Genomic DNA, 16,573 nt, shown 5'->3' on the forward strand with positions numbered 1-16,573 from the left:
TTTCAAAAGGACTTAATCCTTGGGTGTATCTTTCCACCTCCACGATCATGTATTTGGCTCCCGCGGTTTCGGCATTGTCATAAATGCTCCCGAAATCGACCTCGCCGCTTCTACCCAGTTCGAGCTCGTCCTTGATATGAAGCAGCTCGAAACGGCCGGGATACTTGTTGAAATAATCCACCGGATTTTTACCGCCTTTCACCACCCAATAGACATCCATCTGGAAGAACACCTTGGAGGGATCGGTATTGTTGAGCATGTAATCATACATCAACTGGCCTTCTATCTCCTTGAATTCGAAATCGTGGTTGTGGTAACCAAAACGGATGCCGGCCGCGTTGCACTTCTCACCGATCTGGTTATAATACTCACAATAGGCCTGCAGGTCGGCCAACGTGGCAGGTGTGGGCATCCATGGGTTAACAATATATTTCATACCCGCCTCTTTATGCGCCTGAATAGCGGTATCCCACCAGGCCCAAACCTCATCCCAGTTGGTTGCGGCCACACTGTCGGCCAATGGTCTTGCGGTATGGGAAGAGAGCACTTCCATACCCACCTCTTCGATGGATTCCTTGAATTCGGCCGGTGACAAGCCATAGAACCGTCCATCGCCATAACCGGCCGCCTCCACTCCGGTGTATCCCATCTCAGCGACTTTGGCGACAGTGCCTTTATAGTCGGCTTTGATATCGTCGCGCACTGAATAAAGCTGAAGATAAATCTCTTTTTTCCGGCTTTGCGGGGTGCAGGCCGGTAAAATAAACAGACCGCCCAAAAGCAGAGCCATTAATAAAAATGCACCTTTTTTCATTGTATTGCTTGTTTAAAGAAAAAGAATATCTCCACCCTTCAGTGGAAATATCCTTTCCGGTTGTTTGACAAAATTAATCCAATATTTTGATTCTGATGTTTCTGAACCAGACATCGTCGCCATGATCCTGCAGACCGATATAACCTTCGCGGTTCTCACCGCCGCAGTTGTTCAGCAATTCGAATGCCAACGGCCATTTATCCTGGCTGAATTTACTTGCCTGCAACATGTCTGTCCACTGTTGTGTCCACAAGTGGTATTCAACCACGTTTTCACCATTCTGCCTATGCACCACGGTTCCCTTAAAAACCATCACCCCACCGGTATTCCATTCTCCGAACGGTTTTGAATTCTGGGGAACGGCCGGGATCATGTCGTACAAGGAGAGTGACTGCCGGTTGTTATCCTTACCCAATTTCGCGTCGGGATGATTTTCATTGTCAAGTATCTGAGCTTCGGGAGCAGAGATATAAATTGGCTCCATCCTCATTTCGCCGGTGTTGGGATCTTTGGTCTGCACTTCCTGCGCAAGATAGAATACGCCTGAGTTGCTGCCTTTGGCCACTTTCCACTCGAAATCGAGTTCAAAATTTTTGAACTTATGGGCAAAGATGATATCGCCGCCGTCAGCGTCCTGAGCTTCACCACCACCGGAGCCGTTAAACTTGATCGCGCCGTCTTCGATAGTCCATTTACCGGGAACGTCATCTTTCCCATAACCTCTCCATCCTGTGAAGTCCTTCCCGTTGAAGATAACGATATATCCGTCTTTATCTGTCTGGAACTGAGACAGGTCCACCTGGGGTTTATCCAATACCGTATATTCAGGAACTGCACTTTCCGGAGCGGAATCGGCTCCATTATCTGCGGCGGCGTCGGTCTTTTTTCCACCGGGACCGCAAGCCATCAATACACTTGCAAGCATACAACAACTTAATCCGTAAATTGATTTTTTAATTCGTTTCATAACTATTTTCCTTTTAATTAAACTGATAATTAACTTCTGTTGAAATGGGGAATAACGACGGACAACGCCGCCGTCATTCCCTTCAATACTGTTCACTACCGCCTGGTTAGGGCATATCCGGCAATTTCCAGCCATTCTGATAAGTATGCTTGATCATCTCTTCGGCATACGCGGTGGCATTCACCGGTTCAGTCCACGTCTTGTCGAATGTGGGGTGTCCGTCGGTGATCTTGAAACCGTCTTCAATGATGGTTTTGACAGTCGCGTCGGAGGGAATGTTGGTGAATTTCATGTTTTCACCATCCCAGTGCAATTCCTGATTCAAGCCCTGCAATCTTACCGCGAGCACACCCATGACCACCATTTCGTTGAAAGGTCCTGCTTCGGAGAAAGGAGAGGCTGTCTCCACACGGTTTTCGGGAGATTCCTTACAAGCGCGCACCCAATCCATTTCGTGAGAGAGGGTTACCTCACGTTGTGTCTTCGGAGAGTTGGGAGTACGTCCGGAAACTAACCACGGATTCACGCCATAGCATCCGCAGATAAGGATGTCTTTGGTGCCGTAGAATATCACACCGCCACCCTGATCATTGAGGTTTTTGCCGGCGGGAACACCTTCCGGACGCATGGGCGTCAATCCTCCGTCGTACCAGGTCACCTCCACTTCGGGCATGGCCACTTTGGGCAGGTTGTCGCGTTGCGGGAACACATATTTCACCATCTGCGCATTAGGCGCGCAGTCGTTAAGCAGCATGGTGGACGATCCCTGTACTTTTGTGGGGTATCCCAGGCTCAATCCCTTGAATACGGGGTGAAGGATATGACAAGCCATATCACCCAGAGCGCCGGTTCCGAAATCCCACCATCCGCGCCAGTTCCAAGGATGATAGATTTCATTGAAGGGGCGTTTTTTAGCCGGGCCGATGAAGAGATCCCAGTTCAAGGTAGAAGGCACCTTATGGGCTTGCTTGGGAGTCATTAATCCCTGCGGCCAGATAGGTCTGTCGGTAAATGCCTCTACTTTGGTCACTTCACCGATCTGCCCGTCCCTGATCCAGTCGATCACCTGCCGCACACCGGGAGCGGAAGAACCCTGGTTACCCATGCTGGTAGCCACTTTATGCTTGGCCGCGAGTTTTGTCAACAGGCGCGATTCGTAGACGCTGTGTGTAAGCGGTTTCTGTACATAGACGTGTTTGCCCATCGTCATGGCGTCCGCGGCAATGATCGCGTGTGTATGGTCGGCGGTGGCCACCACCACACCGTCGATGGATTTGCCCAACTCATCATACATCTTCCTGTAGTCATAATACTTCTTGGCATTGGGATATTTGTCGAATACCCGCTTGCTGTATTTCCAGTCCACATCGCAAAGCCCGATGATATTCTCACTCTGGAGCTGGTTCAGGTTAGCATTGCCCATGCCTCCCACACCCACACCCACAATGTTGAGTTTATCACTCGGTGCCTTGTAGCCCATACTCTTTCCCAGTACCGAAGAAGGTACGACTGTGAGACCAGCTGCCGCAATCGCGCCGGTTTCTAAGAATTTTCTTCTTGAAATTTTTGATGACATAACTACTTTTTTTGGATTAAATTTTAACGTTTTTGATATTTAGAAACTGTTTTGAATTTTACGAGTAATTATTTTTACGCTTATTTTTCCACTCTTTCCTATTGTTTTTTGCCCTTTTTCGCGCCTTTGAATTTTCATTGCTTTTAAGTGGCCCGCCACATTTCAATCAATGAAAATCCAAATCCATCAAAAAATGGCTAAAAAACAATGGATGAAAAAATTCAAAGCAGCTTCTTATTCTCTGGTTATCTCTTCTTTATCCTTATCCCAATACATTGTCCTTCCCTCAAGGTACGCCCGCGTTCCCATATGGGCGGTGATAGCTTCCTCGAATCCCTGATCGATACCGCAAGAGGGTTGTTTACCGTTCCTGATGCAATCGAGCCATTCTTTCAGATGCAGGAAAGTAGTGTTGTAACGTTTTCCGCTGATGAATGAATAGAGAAGTCCCCGTTCGGCAAAATATCTCTCGGTGGCGGTAGAGACGGCATCCACACTCTGCCCCGGAAGGTAGGTATAGAACGGTTCGTCTAATTTCACAACACCCTGGTCGATCTGCCTGCGATACTGTTCCGATTGCGGGTCCACAGTCACCTTGAGGGTGTTGCCCACTTCCATGGTCGCATCGTGGCCCATGATTTTGCGGCTGCGACTGAACTGGTTGGCCAACGTGGCCGAATACAACATGGTGATTTCCTTATCTCCGAACTCAAACACCGTTTGTAATACATCGGGCACGGTACGGCCGTCCTTAAAGAAATAAACTCCTCCCGAAGAGGATGCCGACGAGGGAATACCCAGACGAAGGATCTGGTTCATCGCGTCGTACTCGTGTGTCAACAGATCGCCGCTCAGGCCGGTACTGTAATCCCACCAGCAGCGCCAGCGGAAAAATCTCTCCAGGCTGAACTTCTCACGGGATTCAGGCCCCACATACTTCAACAGTCCCGCCGAAGTCATATAGTCCATATATTCCTTAATCCTGTCCGGATTTCCTTCAAACTGCTCCCAGTCAATGGTTTTTTGATTGGCGTCCTTATGTATGGGGTAAACCCACGCGCCATTGGGGTCATTACGGTTGGTGCCGGTCTCCACCAGCGAGATTTTGCCCAACAGTCCCCTTTCGATGATCTGCCGCGCCCTCTCGTACGCCTCTATCTGCCTGTTTTGATGTCCTAACTGAAACACCAGTTGGGGATTGCTTCTGGCCAAAGCGCGAAGCTCGTAAGTTTCGGGTACCGTCCATGTCATCGGCTTTTCCAGGTAAACATGCTTGCCGGCCCTGAGAGCATCCATCGCCATGGTACCGTGCCAATGGTCGGGAGAGGCAATCACCACGGCGTCCACATCGGGCGCCGCCAACAATTCCTTGTAGTGGCGGTAACGCCTGGGTTTAGGGCCTAATGTCCCTCCCACTCCCTCCCTGTGGATATTGGCTCCGGCAAGCACAGCCTCCTCACCATACGTGTCGAAAATATCGCACACCGCGGTGATCATCACCCGCAGGTCATCCTGCTCCATAAAATCTTGGTAACGGGTATTCTCCGGATTTATTTTCGATTGTTGGATCAGGCCATCCACATATTCGGGAGTGGCAAAGCCCAATCCCTGCGCCAATTGTGTTCCCCTGATACCGAAACCGATGATACCTATCCGGATTACTTCCGCGTCGGGAGAGGGTGGCGAGTAAGGCACCACATCCGTACGGAAACGGGACATCTCCGCGGCGTCACGGAGGGTACTTTCCGCTTTTCTCTTCCTGTAAACCCCATAAGCCATGGCTCCCAACACCGGCACGGAAACCATAGCCTTCAGGGCGTCACGGCGACCCTGGGAGACCTCTTTTGCCGATGGGGTCTTATCTTCTTTTTGATTGTTAATCTCTTTTTCTTCTTCCTTCATAAAAATAATCCTCTACCTACTTTTACGAAATAGCAAGCTGTCAAAACTGATAGCCCTGGAGGCCGGAAACAACATCAATACCGCTACTGTCACCAATAAAATCAGATTCTTATCCACCCATAGATAAGATCCTTCGGAGGGCAGAATATATTCCGCAAATAACAAAGGAGGGTGTGAGAGGTAGTAGAGCAGCAAAAAGATCATGGCCCCTATGTAGCCGATATTGGTGAAAAGCCCTAAAACCAGCATCAAGCCAACGATTGTCAATCCCCAGATATTGATCCAATTGACGGCTTCAAGCCACGCGGGATTTTCCGCAAGCCGCGCGAAAAACGACGCGAACAGGCCTTTTGAATCCATCAGGTAGCCAAATGCCGACCAGTTCGGGGTAAATACCTTTGCCAAACCCTCATATAAAAAATACCATCCTATGAGCACACGCAGAATAAACAGCGCGTATCGTTGTAATTTACTATAATGTATTGATTGCATCTCTTATCTGACTAAAATTTCCACCCCATTCCCTCATTCAGGTGTAAAATGCATCTGTAAAAGTAAAACAAATATTTTTGAAAATGAAATTTTATCACAGTAATTGAGTAAAATTAGATATTTTATTTCTAAGAAAGAAAAAATTCCGACATTTGTAACAGATATGAGCAAACAAATCGTTTAACCGATTGTTTCTAAAATATAAAAACTCTGAATGTTAATTTATTGAATATTGAAAAGATGAATCAAAACACCTTTCTGGGCTTGATTGAACAAAGTATTCGCAATCACTGGGAAATGCCGGCCATGAGCGACTTCCAAGGCAAGACTTTCCATTACAAGGATTTTGCCCGTGAAATTGACCGGTTGCATGACTATTTCAAGGCTGCCGGCATTCAGCGGGGGGATAAAATCTCGATCTGCGGTAAAAACTCCGCAAGATGGGCGATCTCCTTTTTCGCCACGCTCTCTTACGGAGCCGTGGCGGTAAGTATCCTTCACGAGTTCGACAAGGCCAGCGTACAGTTTATCGTGGATCATTCCGATTCAAGGATGTTATTCGTGGACGAGAGCATTTGGAACGAAATTGACAAGAAAACCATCCCGAAAGTGGAAACCGTTTTTTCCCTCGAAAACTTTTTGTTGCTGAAATCGGCTTCAGACAAGTTAAGGCAGTTCGACACAGATGCTCCGGCCTATTTCGCGGAAAAATATGAAAAAGGCTTTTTTGTGAACGATATCGTTTTCCGCACCGACAAGCCGGAAGAACTGGCCGTGATCAATTACACCTCCGGCACCACCAGTAGCCCCAAGGGGGTGATGCTACCTTACAGAAGCCTGTGGTCAAACACCAAATTCGCCAACGACAACCTCTGGTTCATCCACCCGGGTGACAATATTGTCTGCATGCTGCCGATGGCACATGCCTACGGCCTCGCTTTCGAGATACTCAACTCCATCTCGATGGGGTGCCATATCCATTTCCTGGGAAAAACCCCCTCGCCGCAAGTGTTGATTGAAATGTTTTCCAAAGTAAAACCTAAACTGGTGCTGGCTGTCCCTCTTATCATCGAAAAGATCGTCAACCGGAATGTACTCCCGAAACTGCAGCAGGGAGCCACAAAGACCCTTGTCAAAATACCCTTGCTGAACAGTGTTGTCCATAGTAAGGTGCGGAGCTCGATGACCGGGTTCTTCGGCGGAGAACTGGTGGAAGTGGTGATTGGCGGCGCGGCGCTCAATCCCGACGTGGAAAAGTTCCTGAGAAAAATCAGATTCCCTTACACCGTGGGATATGGGATGACCGAATGTGGACCGCTGATCTCGTACGCCTACTGGACCAAATACAAAGAGCGCTCGTGCGGAAAGGTGGTGGACAGGATGGAGGTGAAGATCGATTCCGACGAGCCGCGGAACATCGTGGGTGAAATCCTTGCCCGGGGCAGCAACCTGATGCTGGGATATTATAAAAACGAAGAGGCCACCAAAGAGGCATTCACAGAGGATGGTTGGTTAAAAACCGGAGATTTGGGAACCATGGACAGTGACGGTTTCATCTTTATCAGAGGACGAAATAAAAATATGATACTGGGCCCTTCCGGACAAAATATCTATCCCGAAGAGATTGAGGAAAAGATCAACAGTTCTCCGTTCGTAGGCGAATCGCTGGCAATCAGCGAAGATCAGAAGATCATCGCCCTGATCGTGCCCGACAGGGAAGCCTTGAAGGAAAGCGGATTGACTGACCAGGATATGAATACCCTCTTCCAGAAGGTGATCACAGAGGTGAACAATCAATTGCCTTCCTACAGCAAGATTGCCTCTTTCCGTCTTCAGGAAGAGGAATTTGAAAAAACGCCCAAACGAAGCATCCGGCGGTTCAAATATGTTTAGATATCGATCCGCTAATATTCGTCCCAGCTCTTGATCTCGAGATCATCCTGATCCATAGTGCAGAAAGCAGTGATAAAAGCGCTGGCAAGCCGGGCATTGGTGATGAGCGGGATATTAAAATCGACCGCGCCGCGACGAATGATATATCCGTTGGTAAGCTCCCGTTTGGTGACGTTTTTGGGAATATTGATGATCAGGTCGAACCGCTTGTCAACGATCATCTGCCTGATATTGTTTTCCCCATTCTCGTCCGGCCAGTTCACATCGGTCGCCTTGATTCCGTTTTCTTCCAGAAATTTCCGCGTGCCGTGGCTGGCATAGAGATCATAGCCTTTCTCACCCAAGAGCTTGCACGCCTCCAGCAGGTCGACTTTGGACTTCATCTCTCCCGAAGAGATCAGTATACCTTTTGTGGGTATTTTGTATCCTACCGAGAGCATCGACTTGAGGATCGCATCCGAGAAATCTTCTCCGATACATCCCACCTCGCCAGTAGAGGACATATCCACTCCCAGTACCGGATCGGTGTTTTGCAGACGGGAGAAAGAGAACTGCGACGCTTTCACTCCGATGTATTCCAGGTCGAAGACCGAGCTGTCGGGTTTGTTGAAAGGCGCATCCAGCATGACGCGGGTCGCGGTATCAATGAAATTCTGTTTCAACACTTTGGAGACAAAGGGGAAGGAGCGCGATGCCCGCAGGTTACATTCAATCACCTTGATCTCGTTGTTTTTTGCCAGATACTGGATATTGAACGGTCCGCTGATATTCAACTCTTTGGCGATGCGTTTCGATATTTTCTTCACGCGGCGCATGGTCTCGAAATAGATCTTCTGCGCGGGGAACACCAGGGTGGCATCACCTGAATGGACGCCGGCAAATTCCACATGTTCCGAAATGGCATATTCCACCACTTCTCCCTCACGGGCCACCGCATCGAATTCAATCTCCTTGGCGTTCTGAAGAAAGGAAGAGACCACCACGGGATACTCTTTCGACACATTGGCCGCCATCTTCAGGAAAGCATGCATCTGTTCCTTATCGTAGCACACATTCATGGCGGCGCCCGAAAGCACATAAGAGGGACGTATCAGCACGGGAAATCCCACCTCATCGATAAACGCGTCAATCTCGGCGAAGCTGGTCATCTCTTTCCAGCGGGGCTGGTCGATGCCCAATTCATCGAGCATGGCGGAAAACTTATGGCGGTTCTCGGCCCGGTCGATCGACAAGGGGGAGGTGCCCAAGATGGATACATTCTGTCGGTACAACTTCATGGCGAGGTTGTTGGGGATCTGTCCCCCCACCGAAACGATCACCCCTTTTGGGTTTTCGATATCGATCACGTCAAGCACCCGCTCGAAGGTCAGTTCGTCGAAATAGAGGCGGTCACACATATCGTAATCGGTCGATACCGTCTCGGGGTTATAGTTGATCATTACCGATTCATACCCCAGTTCACGGGCGGTCTGCACCGCGTTGACCGAGCACCAGTCGAACTCCACTGATGAGCCGATACGGTAGGCTCCCGATCCCAATACAATCACCGATTCTTTTTCACTTTTGCCGGGTGCGAAAGTTTTGTCTGAGTCATAGGTGAAATATAAATAATTGGTCTTATCGGGATTTTCGGAAGCGACCGTGTGAATGCGGCGCACACTGGGTGTAATGCCTAACGACTTCCTATGGTCGCGCACCCTGATCAGTTCATCCTCCACCGTATTTTGGGGATCTTCCACAAAGCGGGCGATCTGGAAATCGGAGAAACCAAGGCGTTTTGCCTCTTTGAGCACATCCTGCGGCAGATCTTCAATCTTATCATAGGAGTGAAGGACTTTTGAATAATTATACACATTTTCCAGCCTCTCCAGGAACCAGGGATCGATTTTAGTCAATTCCTCAACCTGTTCGACCGAATATCCTTTTTCAAAAGCGTCGGCAATAGCGAAAATACGCATGTCGGTGGGTTTTGAAAGCGCCTCTTCCACATTGTCGAAAGTCATCTCCCGATTTCCGACAAAGCCGTGCATCCCCTGCCCTATCATACGCAACCCTTTCTGGATGATCTCTTCGAACGATTGGCCGATGGACATGATCTCACCGACCGATTTCATGGAGGAGCCGATCTGGTGGCTGACGCCGTAGAATTTATTGAGATCCCAACGAGGGATCTTCACGATCATATAGTCTACCGTGGGTGCCACATAGGCGGAGTTGGGTGTTCCCATCTCCCCTATCTGGTCGAGCGTATACCCCAACGCCAGTTTTGCCGCCACAAAAGCCAAGGGATATCCCGATGCTTTGGAAGCGAGGGCGGATGATCGGCTCAAACGGGCATTGATCTCGATAATGCGGTAATCGTTGGTCCGCGCATTGAAAGCATACTGGATATTGCATTCTCCCACGATGCCGATATGGCGCACCACACGCCGCGCGATCTCTTCGAGCATGTGAATCTGCTCTTTGCTGAGGGTGATGATGGGTGCCACCACAATGCTTTCACCGGTATGGATACCCAGCGGGTCGAAGTTTTCCATCGGCACGACCGTGAAGCAGTGGTCGTTCTTGTCACGGATCACTTCAAACTCAATTTCCTTCCACCCTTTCAGGCTCTCCTCCACCAGTATCTGGTTAGAGAAAGAGAGGGCACTCTTGCACAGCTCCAGGAATTCCTCCTGATTCGCGCAGATGCCCGAACCTTGTCCGCCCAACGCGTATGCCGAACGCACCATAATGGGAAATCCAATCTCCCGGGCTGCCGCCAGCGCGTCTTCCAGACTTTCCACCGCCCGCGATGCGGGTGTTTTGGCATCGATCTCATCCAATTTCCTCACAAACAAATCCCTGTCCTCGGTGATCATGATCGCCTCAACCGACGTCCCCAATACCTGCACGCCATATTTATCGAGTACCCCGCTTTGGTATAGCTCGGCGCCGCAGTTCAACGCCGTCTGCCCGCCAAAAGCCAGGAGGATGCCATCGGGTTGCTCTTTCCGGATCACCTTCTCCACGAAATAGGGAGTGATTGGCAGGAAGTAAACCCTGTCGGCCACACCTTCCGAGGTCTGGATGGTAGCAATATTCGGATTGATCAACACGGTTTCTATTCCCTCTTCACGCATGGCTTTCAAAGCCTGCGAACCGGAATAATCAAATTCACCCGCTTGTCCGATCTTCAGGGCGCCGGAACCCAATAAGATAACTTTTTTAATTGATTTGTCCATGAATTGATTTGTTTATTTGTTGATTGGCTGATTTGTTGACATGTTGATTGAGATTGACACGCTCAGACCCAAAAAAATCGGAAATTCCGTCTGTTTCGCCGTGAGCGGGAACTCCGTAATTTCCGATTTTAGGATATGTGATCAATCGCACCGGTTTGTATCTGTGCATAGTGCGTTACATTATTTGCAGCGTTGATAATTGTATGATATTAGGACACAAAGTTAGAAAAATTCCGGAAATAACGCAACTAATTTCAGAAATCCTCTATTATTTTATTATTGGATAAAGAATCAAGGGCCACGGATCAGGACATCTTATTGACATTGAGTTGATCTCCGGTACCCTGTCGAGCGTGTTTTCGCATTGAAGCCGGACGTCACTATTTACTGCCGATAAAACTCAACACGCGTTGTTTGTAAGTCCTCCCGATGGGTATCTCCCGATTGGGCACCATAAGCCGGTTTCTGTTGAGGGACTCGATTTTGTTTTTTTGTACGATAAAAGAGCGATGCACCCTGATGAATAAATGGGCGGGAAGCATCTTTTCCATATTTTTCATCGACTCCAGAATAACATGGGGTCGACTCCGGTTTACGGTGTAAATCTTTATGTAATCCCGCAGGCCTTCGATATAAAGGATATCCTTCAAAGGGATGGGAATGATCTGCTGGTCCGACTTCACGAAAATCACATCTGTTTCAGGAACATTTTTCCGCGTCGGACCAGTCTTGGTTACAGCGTCAAACCAGTCTTGCGCTTTTTTGCATGTCACCAGGAATTCGTCAAAAGAGACCGGTTTTAACAAATAATCGAAGGCATTTACGCGATATCCCTCCAACGCGTACTCTTTAAAAGCCGTAATAAAGACGATCTTTGTCTCAGGGGGCACCAGGCGGGCTAATTCCATACCGTTGACACGCGGCATTTGGATATCCAGAAAAATCAAATCCACTTTTTTGTTCACAAGGTCTTGCATCGCCAAAGCGGGGTTATTGTATTTTCCTGTTAATAAAAGGCCGGGCGTGTCGTGTATATACGATTCCAAAAGACTCAAAGCCAAGGGCTCGTCGTCAATAATCCAACAGGTCAGTCGTTTACTCATGTTCTTCTTTTTTCAGGTTTCGATGATCAATGCGGTTGAATAGACATCACCCTCAATTTCTTTATGCCACACATGGCGGTGGGGATAAATCAGTTCCAGTCTCTTCTTCACTTGTTGCAAGCCGATGCCGCTACCGCTTTTATCCGACGCGTCCTTCGGAAAATAACTATTGCGGCACAAAAATTCGATCTTCCCCTCCTCCTTTTCCGACAAAGAGATATCGACAAATGAATAGTCATCACTGCTGATGCCGTGTTTAAAAGCATTTTCTATCAGCGAAATAAAAATCAGCGGAGCGATCATCACCTCACTATTTTCCCGGATATCGAATTTTACGCTGAGATGGGTGTTGGCAGGCAAACGCAGGCGCATCAGATCAATGTAGTTACCGATAAAATTCACCTCTTCCTTTAATGGCACGAACATCTTATTATTCTCATATAACACATATTGCAGTAACCGGCTTAAATCCATAATAGCCGGTTTCACCTTCGGCGAATTGAGTTGAGCCAATGCATAGATATTATTCAGCGTATTGAGCAGAAAATGCGGATTAATCTGATTTTTCAAGTTTTTCAATTCGGCTTCTATCATCGCCTCCCGCATTTCTTTCTGCAGGGCCTCGATTTTGCTCCATCGGCTGCTCATCTTGATGGCTGTGCTCAAAACGACCACCAACGCCAATAGAATCACATCCCGAAGGATAAAAATCAGAATCGGCACCCATCTGTTTCTTTCCGGCTGGAGCAGGTCTTCCGGAGGCTTTCCCCCGCCAAATGGCGGCATGTCACCGTGTAGATTCAATGTAAAGGAAAATTCATGCCAGAGATGAATGAGCAAGGCTATTCCCAAAATCAACAGGATATTGATGATAAGAAATTCATTCTTCCTGTTTTCAAATAAGAGACGATCGATAAGATAGAAGTAATTACTATAAAATACGATCATAAAACAAACCGGAACGGGAATAAACAAGAGAAAATTCAGCCATGAAAAATCTCCCCGGTTCATAAAAAACAGGGGTAGTCCGAAGATTATGCACCATACCGCAATATGGATAAATATATTGTCTGCCAATTTCGTATAAGGCAGCCCATACCGGGGTTTATCAGGTTTTATCTCCCAATTTGGCTTACCGTCCGGTATCTCTGTTTTTTTCTGATCCATCGTCTTCCCTTTCAACAGTTCCCTATTCATACCGTATTGCTTCGATGGGGTCGAGTTTTGCCGCTTTCTTCGCCGGATACCATCCGAAGAAAATGCCGGTTATCGAGCAGACGCCGAATGAGAGCAACACGCTCCACGATTGAATGAATACCGGCCACGAAGCCACCCAGTTTACTGTAAAAGTAGCGCCCACGCCCACAAAAATACCAATAATTCCTCCAATCACACTAATGAGGATCGCTTCAATGAGGAATTGCATCAACACATCTTTTCCCCGGGCTCCCACACTCATTCTCAATCCTATCTCACGGGTACGTTCGGTGACGGAGACATACATGATATTCATGATTCCTATACCGCCCACTACCAGGCTGATACCGGCCACACACGCCAAAAGAATCGTCATCAAATCGGAAGTGGTGGTGAGCATCGAACTTAATTCTTCCTGCGAACGTATCTCGAAATCATAATTGTCGGGATTGGATATGCCATGATTCTCCGCCAGAATGGTCGTGATGCTTTCGACAGCGTCGGGAGTCGCCTCTTCCGACACGGCCGAACAATAGATCCCCTGTAAATAGTTGATCGCTAAAATCCTTTTTTGCACAGCGGTATAGGGAGCCAGCACGATATCGTCCTGATCCATCCCCATTGTGTTATATCCTTTGCTTTCCAGTACCCCGACCACTTCGAAAGGGATTGTATTGAAACGAATAACCTTGCCGATGGGATCTTCGCCTTTGGTGAATAAATTATCGACAATCGTTTTCCCGATGATGCAGACTTTATTGTTCGTCTCCACATCATCTTGGGTGAACATGGAGCCGGATTGAATTTTCAACTGACGGATGGTCAGGTACTCGGGGCTCACGCCGTTGATGCTGCTCGGATAATTCTGATTCTGATAAATGAACTGTCCGCTGCTGCTTACATTCGGGGAGACTGCCGAAACATATTCAGCTTTATCCCTTATGTCGAAATAATCCCTGTTTTTCAGGGTTTCCAGATTGGACATGCTTATGCGCGCCCCACCCTCACCCCGTTCGGAATAAGGATGTATCATGATCATATTCGATCCCATCTCCGATATCTGCTTGCGGATACTTCGTTTGGAGCCTTCTCCTATCGCCAACATGGTAATGACAGATGCCACCCCGATAATAATACCCAGCATAGTCAGCAATGCCCGCACTTTATTTCGGGACAGTGCGACCAATGCTATTTTGAATAAATTCTCCGTATTCATTTGATTTTTTTCTATTCTTTATGGTGTACCTAACCAATCGCCACTACTCGTTCCGAATCGTGGGATCACCTTCATCATCAGATCCATGAATCACCCAATAGCCCTACACCTCTTCTTTGGGCAATTTCTCATAAGCTTCGGCAGCCGACAAGATGTGTTGATTATACGTATCTTCAATGATCCGCCCGTCTTTCAATACGATATTGCGGGTGCTGTAGCGGGCTATATCCTCGTTATGGGTCACGAAAATAATGGTTCTTCCTTCTTGATTGAGTTGTTGGAGCAGCTTCAGGATACTGAATGATGTGCGCGTATCCAGATTTCCGGTCGCTTCGTCGGCGAGGATCACTGCCGGATCATTCACCAATGCCCGGGCTATGGCAACACGCTGCATCTGTCCACCACTCATCTGGTTGCTCTTATGCGACAGGCGGTCGCCAAGCTCCACCCTCTCCAGCGCATCGACAGCTTTCTGCCGGCGCAGGGATGAGGAGATGCCGGAATTATACATCAGTGGAAGTTCCACGTTCTCCACAGCCGTGGTATTGGCCAATAGGTTATAATTCTGGAAAACGAACCCTATCTTGGTATTCCTGATTCTGGCGCGCTGGTCTTTGTTCATTTTCTGTACCGAGATGCCGTCGAGCAGGTAGGAGCCGCCGGTAGGGGTATCCAGACAACCCAGAATATTGAGCAGGGTACTTTTCCCGCTTCCCGATTTTCCCATGATGGTGACGAATTCGCCTTCCTTGATACTGAAGGTCACGCCCCGTAAGGCATGGACGGTTTCCGCCCCCACAATGAAATCACGACGGATATCCGATATGTCGATGATAACAGGATTATTGTTCATTTCTTCAACTTTTGGATTCATTCGTATTCCGGTTATCTTCTTCCACCCCCGCCCCCGCGACGCGGCGGTTGCGCCATGAAAGGACTGGATTCGTTTCCACTATCCGATGGGGGCGTGAGATCGCGCGCCTGGCTATTCTTTCCTGTGATCACCTTTTCTCCCTCGGACAGCCCCGATATCACTTCAGTATACATGTTATTGCTGTTCCCTGTTTTTATCTGTCGGCGGACCGGGAAATTATTCTCATCAAGCACCCATACAACCGTGTCTTTTTCGCTCATCATCTCATTTCCGGGATTGAAATTAACGGCCTGGGATGGGACGGCAAGCACATCCGGTTTATCCAGTGTATAGATGGTACAGGTGGCCGTCATACCCGGTTTGAGTTTCAGTTCGCCGTTAGGCGCCTCCACCACCACTTCATAAGTCACCACATTGTTGGTGGTGGTAGGCGATAGCCTAACCTGGGTGGTGGTGCCGGTGAACTCTTCGTAAGGAAAAGCATCCACGGTGAACATCACCCGTTGCCCGATGGCGATATCACCCATATCCGCTTCATCCACTTCCGCCATTACACGCATCTTGGTAAGGTCATTGGCTATAGTGAACAGTGTCGGCGTTTCGAAACTGGCAGCAACGGTCTGGCCTTCTTCCACCTCACGGCTTAAGACAACCCCGTCGATGGGGGAATATATTTTCGCGTATCCCAGATTCGTTTCGGCTGTCTGATAGCTGCTTACGCTTACATTATAATCATTCCGGGCTTTTTGGTAAGAATAGAGGGCTTCCTCGTAATCGGAACTGCTTATCAGTTGTTTTTCGTACAACACTTTAAAACGCTCATAATTCTTCTCCTTGTATTCCAGTTCGCTTTTGGCGGTCGCCATCGAGCTCTTTGCCGACGACAAGGTTGCCTTTAACACGGTCTGGTCGAGTTCGGCAAGCAATTCGCCTTGTGAAACTATGCTATTGTAATCGACATAAATTCTATCGACTCTTCCGCTTACCTGTGTTCCCACATCAATTTTGGTGATAGGCTCCAGTGTTCCGGTACATGTCACCATATTGGATATATCTTGTCTTTGCACGCTCCCGGTAAGCCATTCTATTTTATCATTTTTATTGTCCTTGCAGGAGTAAAAGGATGTCATCATAATTCCCGCGAGCAGGATAAAAGCCATAAAAGATAACCTGACATGCCTTTTTGAATTGTTGTTCTTCGTCTTCATATGATTATTTATTTTCTGTATTTCAATTACATTAGACCATTTGAGTCGCCTTCGCTCATCGGTTTTCAATTCCACGCGCGGCATAATCAAAGCAAACTTTGCCTCTG

The 16,573-nt window shown here is 48.1% G+C and carries 12 protein-coding genes; 1 reads left to right on the forward strand and 11 read right to left on the reverse strand.

Annotation, left to right across the window (positions count from 1 at the left end):
- From D7D25_RS07245 to D7D25_RS07265, 5 genes are all read right to left on the reverse strand, one after another.
- On the reverse strand, positions 1 to 814 hold an 814-nt coding region (locus D7D25_RS07245; protein WP_148038879.1), incomplete at its 3' end, for a sugar phosphate isomerase/epimerase.
- Between the two features lie 73 nt (positions 815 to 887).
- Positions 888 to 1,772: a DUF1080 domain-containing protein gene (locus tag D7D25_RS07250; RefSeq protein ID WP_122968440.1), complete on the reverse strand. Its 885-nt coding sequence runs from the start codon at positions 1,770 to 1,772 to the stop codon at positions 888 to 890.
- 115 nt (positions 1,773 to 1,887) lie between these two features.
- Positions 1,888 to 3,357, reverse strand: coding sequence for a Gfo/Idh/MocA family protein (locus D7D25_RS07255; protein WP_122968317.1), 1,470 nt, complete (start codon positions 3,355 to 3,357; stop codon positions 1,888 to 1,890).
- 234 nt (positions 3,358 to 3,591) lie between these two features.
- Positions 3,592 to 5,259, reverse strand: a complete 1,668-nt coding sequence (locus tag D7D25_RS07260) for a Gfo/Idh/MocA family protein (protein WP_122968318.1) — start codon at positions 5,257 to 5,259, stop codon at positions 3,592 to 3,594.
- Positions 5,260 to 5,271: 12 nt separating this feature from the next.
- Complete coding sequence (locus tag D7D25_RS07265; protein ID WP_122968319.1) at positions 5,272 to 5,751, reverse strand: DoxX family protein; 480 nt, start codon at positions 5,749 to 5,751, stop codon at positions 5,272 to 5,274.
- A 240-nt stretch (positions 5,752 to 5,991) separates the two neighbouring features.
- On the opposite strand from D7D25_RS07265, the gene D7D25_RS07270 reads away from it, so the two are divergent.
- Complete coding sequence (locus tag D7D25_RS07270; RefSeq protein ID WP_122968441.1) at positions 5,992 to 7,644, forward strand: AMP-binding protein; 1,653 nt, start codon at positions 5,992 to 5,994, stop codon at positions 7,642 to 7,644.
- 11 nt (positions 7,645 to 7,655) lie between these two features.
- On the opposite strand, the gene carB is transcribed toward D7D25_RS07270, so the two are convergent.
- The 6 genes from carB to D7D25_RS07305 all read right to left on the reverse strand — a co-directional run bounded on the left by carB (position 7,656) and on the right by D7D25_RS07305 (position 16,466).
- On the reverse strand, positions 7,656 to 10,868 hold the full coding sequence (carB, locus tag D7D25_RS07275; RefSeq protein ID WP_122968320.1) for a carbamoyl-phosphate synthase (glutamine-hydrolyzing) large subunit: 3,213 nt from the start codon (positions 10,866 to 10,868) through the stop codon (positions 7,656 to 7,658).
- Between the two features lie 380 nt (positions 10,869 to 11,248).
- Positions 11,249 to 11,971, reverse strand: a complete 723-nt coding sequence (locus D7D25_RS07285) for a LytTR family DNA-binding domain-containing protein (protein ID WP_122968322.1) — start codon at positions 11,969 to 11,971, stop codon at positions 11,249 to 11,251.
- 12 nt (positions 11,972 to 11,983) lie between these two features.
- On the reverse strand, positions 11,984 to 13,168 hold the full coding sequence (locus tag D7D25_RS07290; RefSeq protein WP_255417230.1) for a sensor histidine kinase: 1,185 nt from the start codon (positions 13,166 to 13,168) through the stop codon (positions 11,984 to 11,986).
- Positions 13,161 to 14,384 carry an ABC transporter permease gene (locus D7D25_RS07295; RefSeq protein ID WP_122968323.1) on the reverse strand — a complete coding sequence of 408 codons (1,224 nt, stop codon included), beginning with the start codon at positions 14,382 to 14,384 and terminating at the stop codon, positions 13,161 to 13,163. Before D7D25_RS07295 ends, D7D25_RS07290 begins: the two co-directional genes overlap by 8 nt.
- 103 nt (positions 14,385 to 14,487) lie before the next feature.
- On the reverse strand, positions 14,488 to 15,237 hold the full coding sequence (locus D7D25_RS07300) for an ABC transporter ATP-binding protein (RefSeq protein WP_122968443.1): 750 nt from the start codon (positions 15,235 to 15,237) through the stop codon (positions 14,488 to 14,490).
- Positions 15,238 to 15,269: 32 nt separating this feature from the next.
- Positions 15,270 to 16,466 carry an efflux RND transporter periplasmic adaptor subunit gene (locus tag D7D25_RS07305; protein WP_122968444.1) on the reverse strand — a complete coding sequence of 399 codons (1,197 nt, stop codon included), beginning with the start codon at positions 16,464 to 16,466 and terminating at the stop codon, positions 15,270 to 15,272.
- Positions 16,467 to 16,573 lie beyond the last annotated feature (107 nt).

This window comes from Proteiniphilum sp. X52 (assembly GCF_003712195.1).
In the GTDB taxonomy this organism is placed as follows: Bacteria; Bacteroidota; Bacteroidia; order Bacteroidales; family Dysgonomonadaceae; genus Proteiniphilum.

What these genes read in the sequence shown, in the direction of transcription:
- D7D25_RS07300 (WP_122968443.1), bottom strand. Translation starts at nt 15,237, where the DNA reads ATGAACAATAATCCTGTTATCATCGACATATCGGATATCCGTCGTGAT.
- D7D25_RS07255 (WP_122968317.1), bottom strand. Translation starts at nt 3,357, where the DNA reads ATGTCATCAAAAATTTCAAGAAGAAAATTCTTAGAAACCGGCGCGATT.
- carB (WP_122968320.1), bottom strand. Translation starts at nt 10,868, where the DNA reads ATGGACAAATCAATTAAAAAAGTTATCTTATTGGGTTCCGGCGCCCTG.
- D7D25_RS07260 (WP_122968318.1), bottom strand. Translation starts at nt 5,259, where the DNA reads ATGAAGGAAGAAGAAAAAGAGATTAACAATCAAAAAGAAGATAAGACC.
- D7D25_RS07290 (WP_255417230.1), bottom strand. Translation starts at nt 13,168, where the DNA reads ATGAATAGGGAACTGTTGAAAGGGAAGACGATGGATCAGAAAAAAACA.
- D7D25_RS07285 (WP_122968322.1), bottom strand. Translation starts at nt 11,971, where the DNA reads ATGAGTAAACGACTGACCTGTTGGATTATTGACGACGAGCCCTTGGCT.
- D7D25_RS07265 (WP_122968319.1), bottom strand. Translation starts at nt 5,751, where the DNA reads ATGCAATCAATACATTATAGTAAATTACAACGATACGCGCTGTTTATT.
- D7D25_RS07295 (WP_122968323.1), bottom strand. Translation starts at nt 14,384, where the DNA reads ATGAATACGGAGAATTTATTCAAAATAGCATTGGTCGCACTGTCCCGA.
- D7D25_RS07270 (WP_122968441.1), top strand. Translation starts at nt 5,992, where the DNA reads ATGAATCAAAACACCTTTCTGGGCTTGATTGAACAAAGTATTCGCAAT.
- D7D25_RS07305 (WP_122968444.1), bottom strand. Translation starts at nt 16,466, where the DNA reads ATGAAGACGAAGAACAACAATTCAAAAAGGCATGTCAGGTTATCTTTT.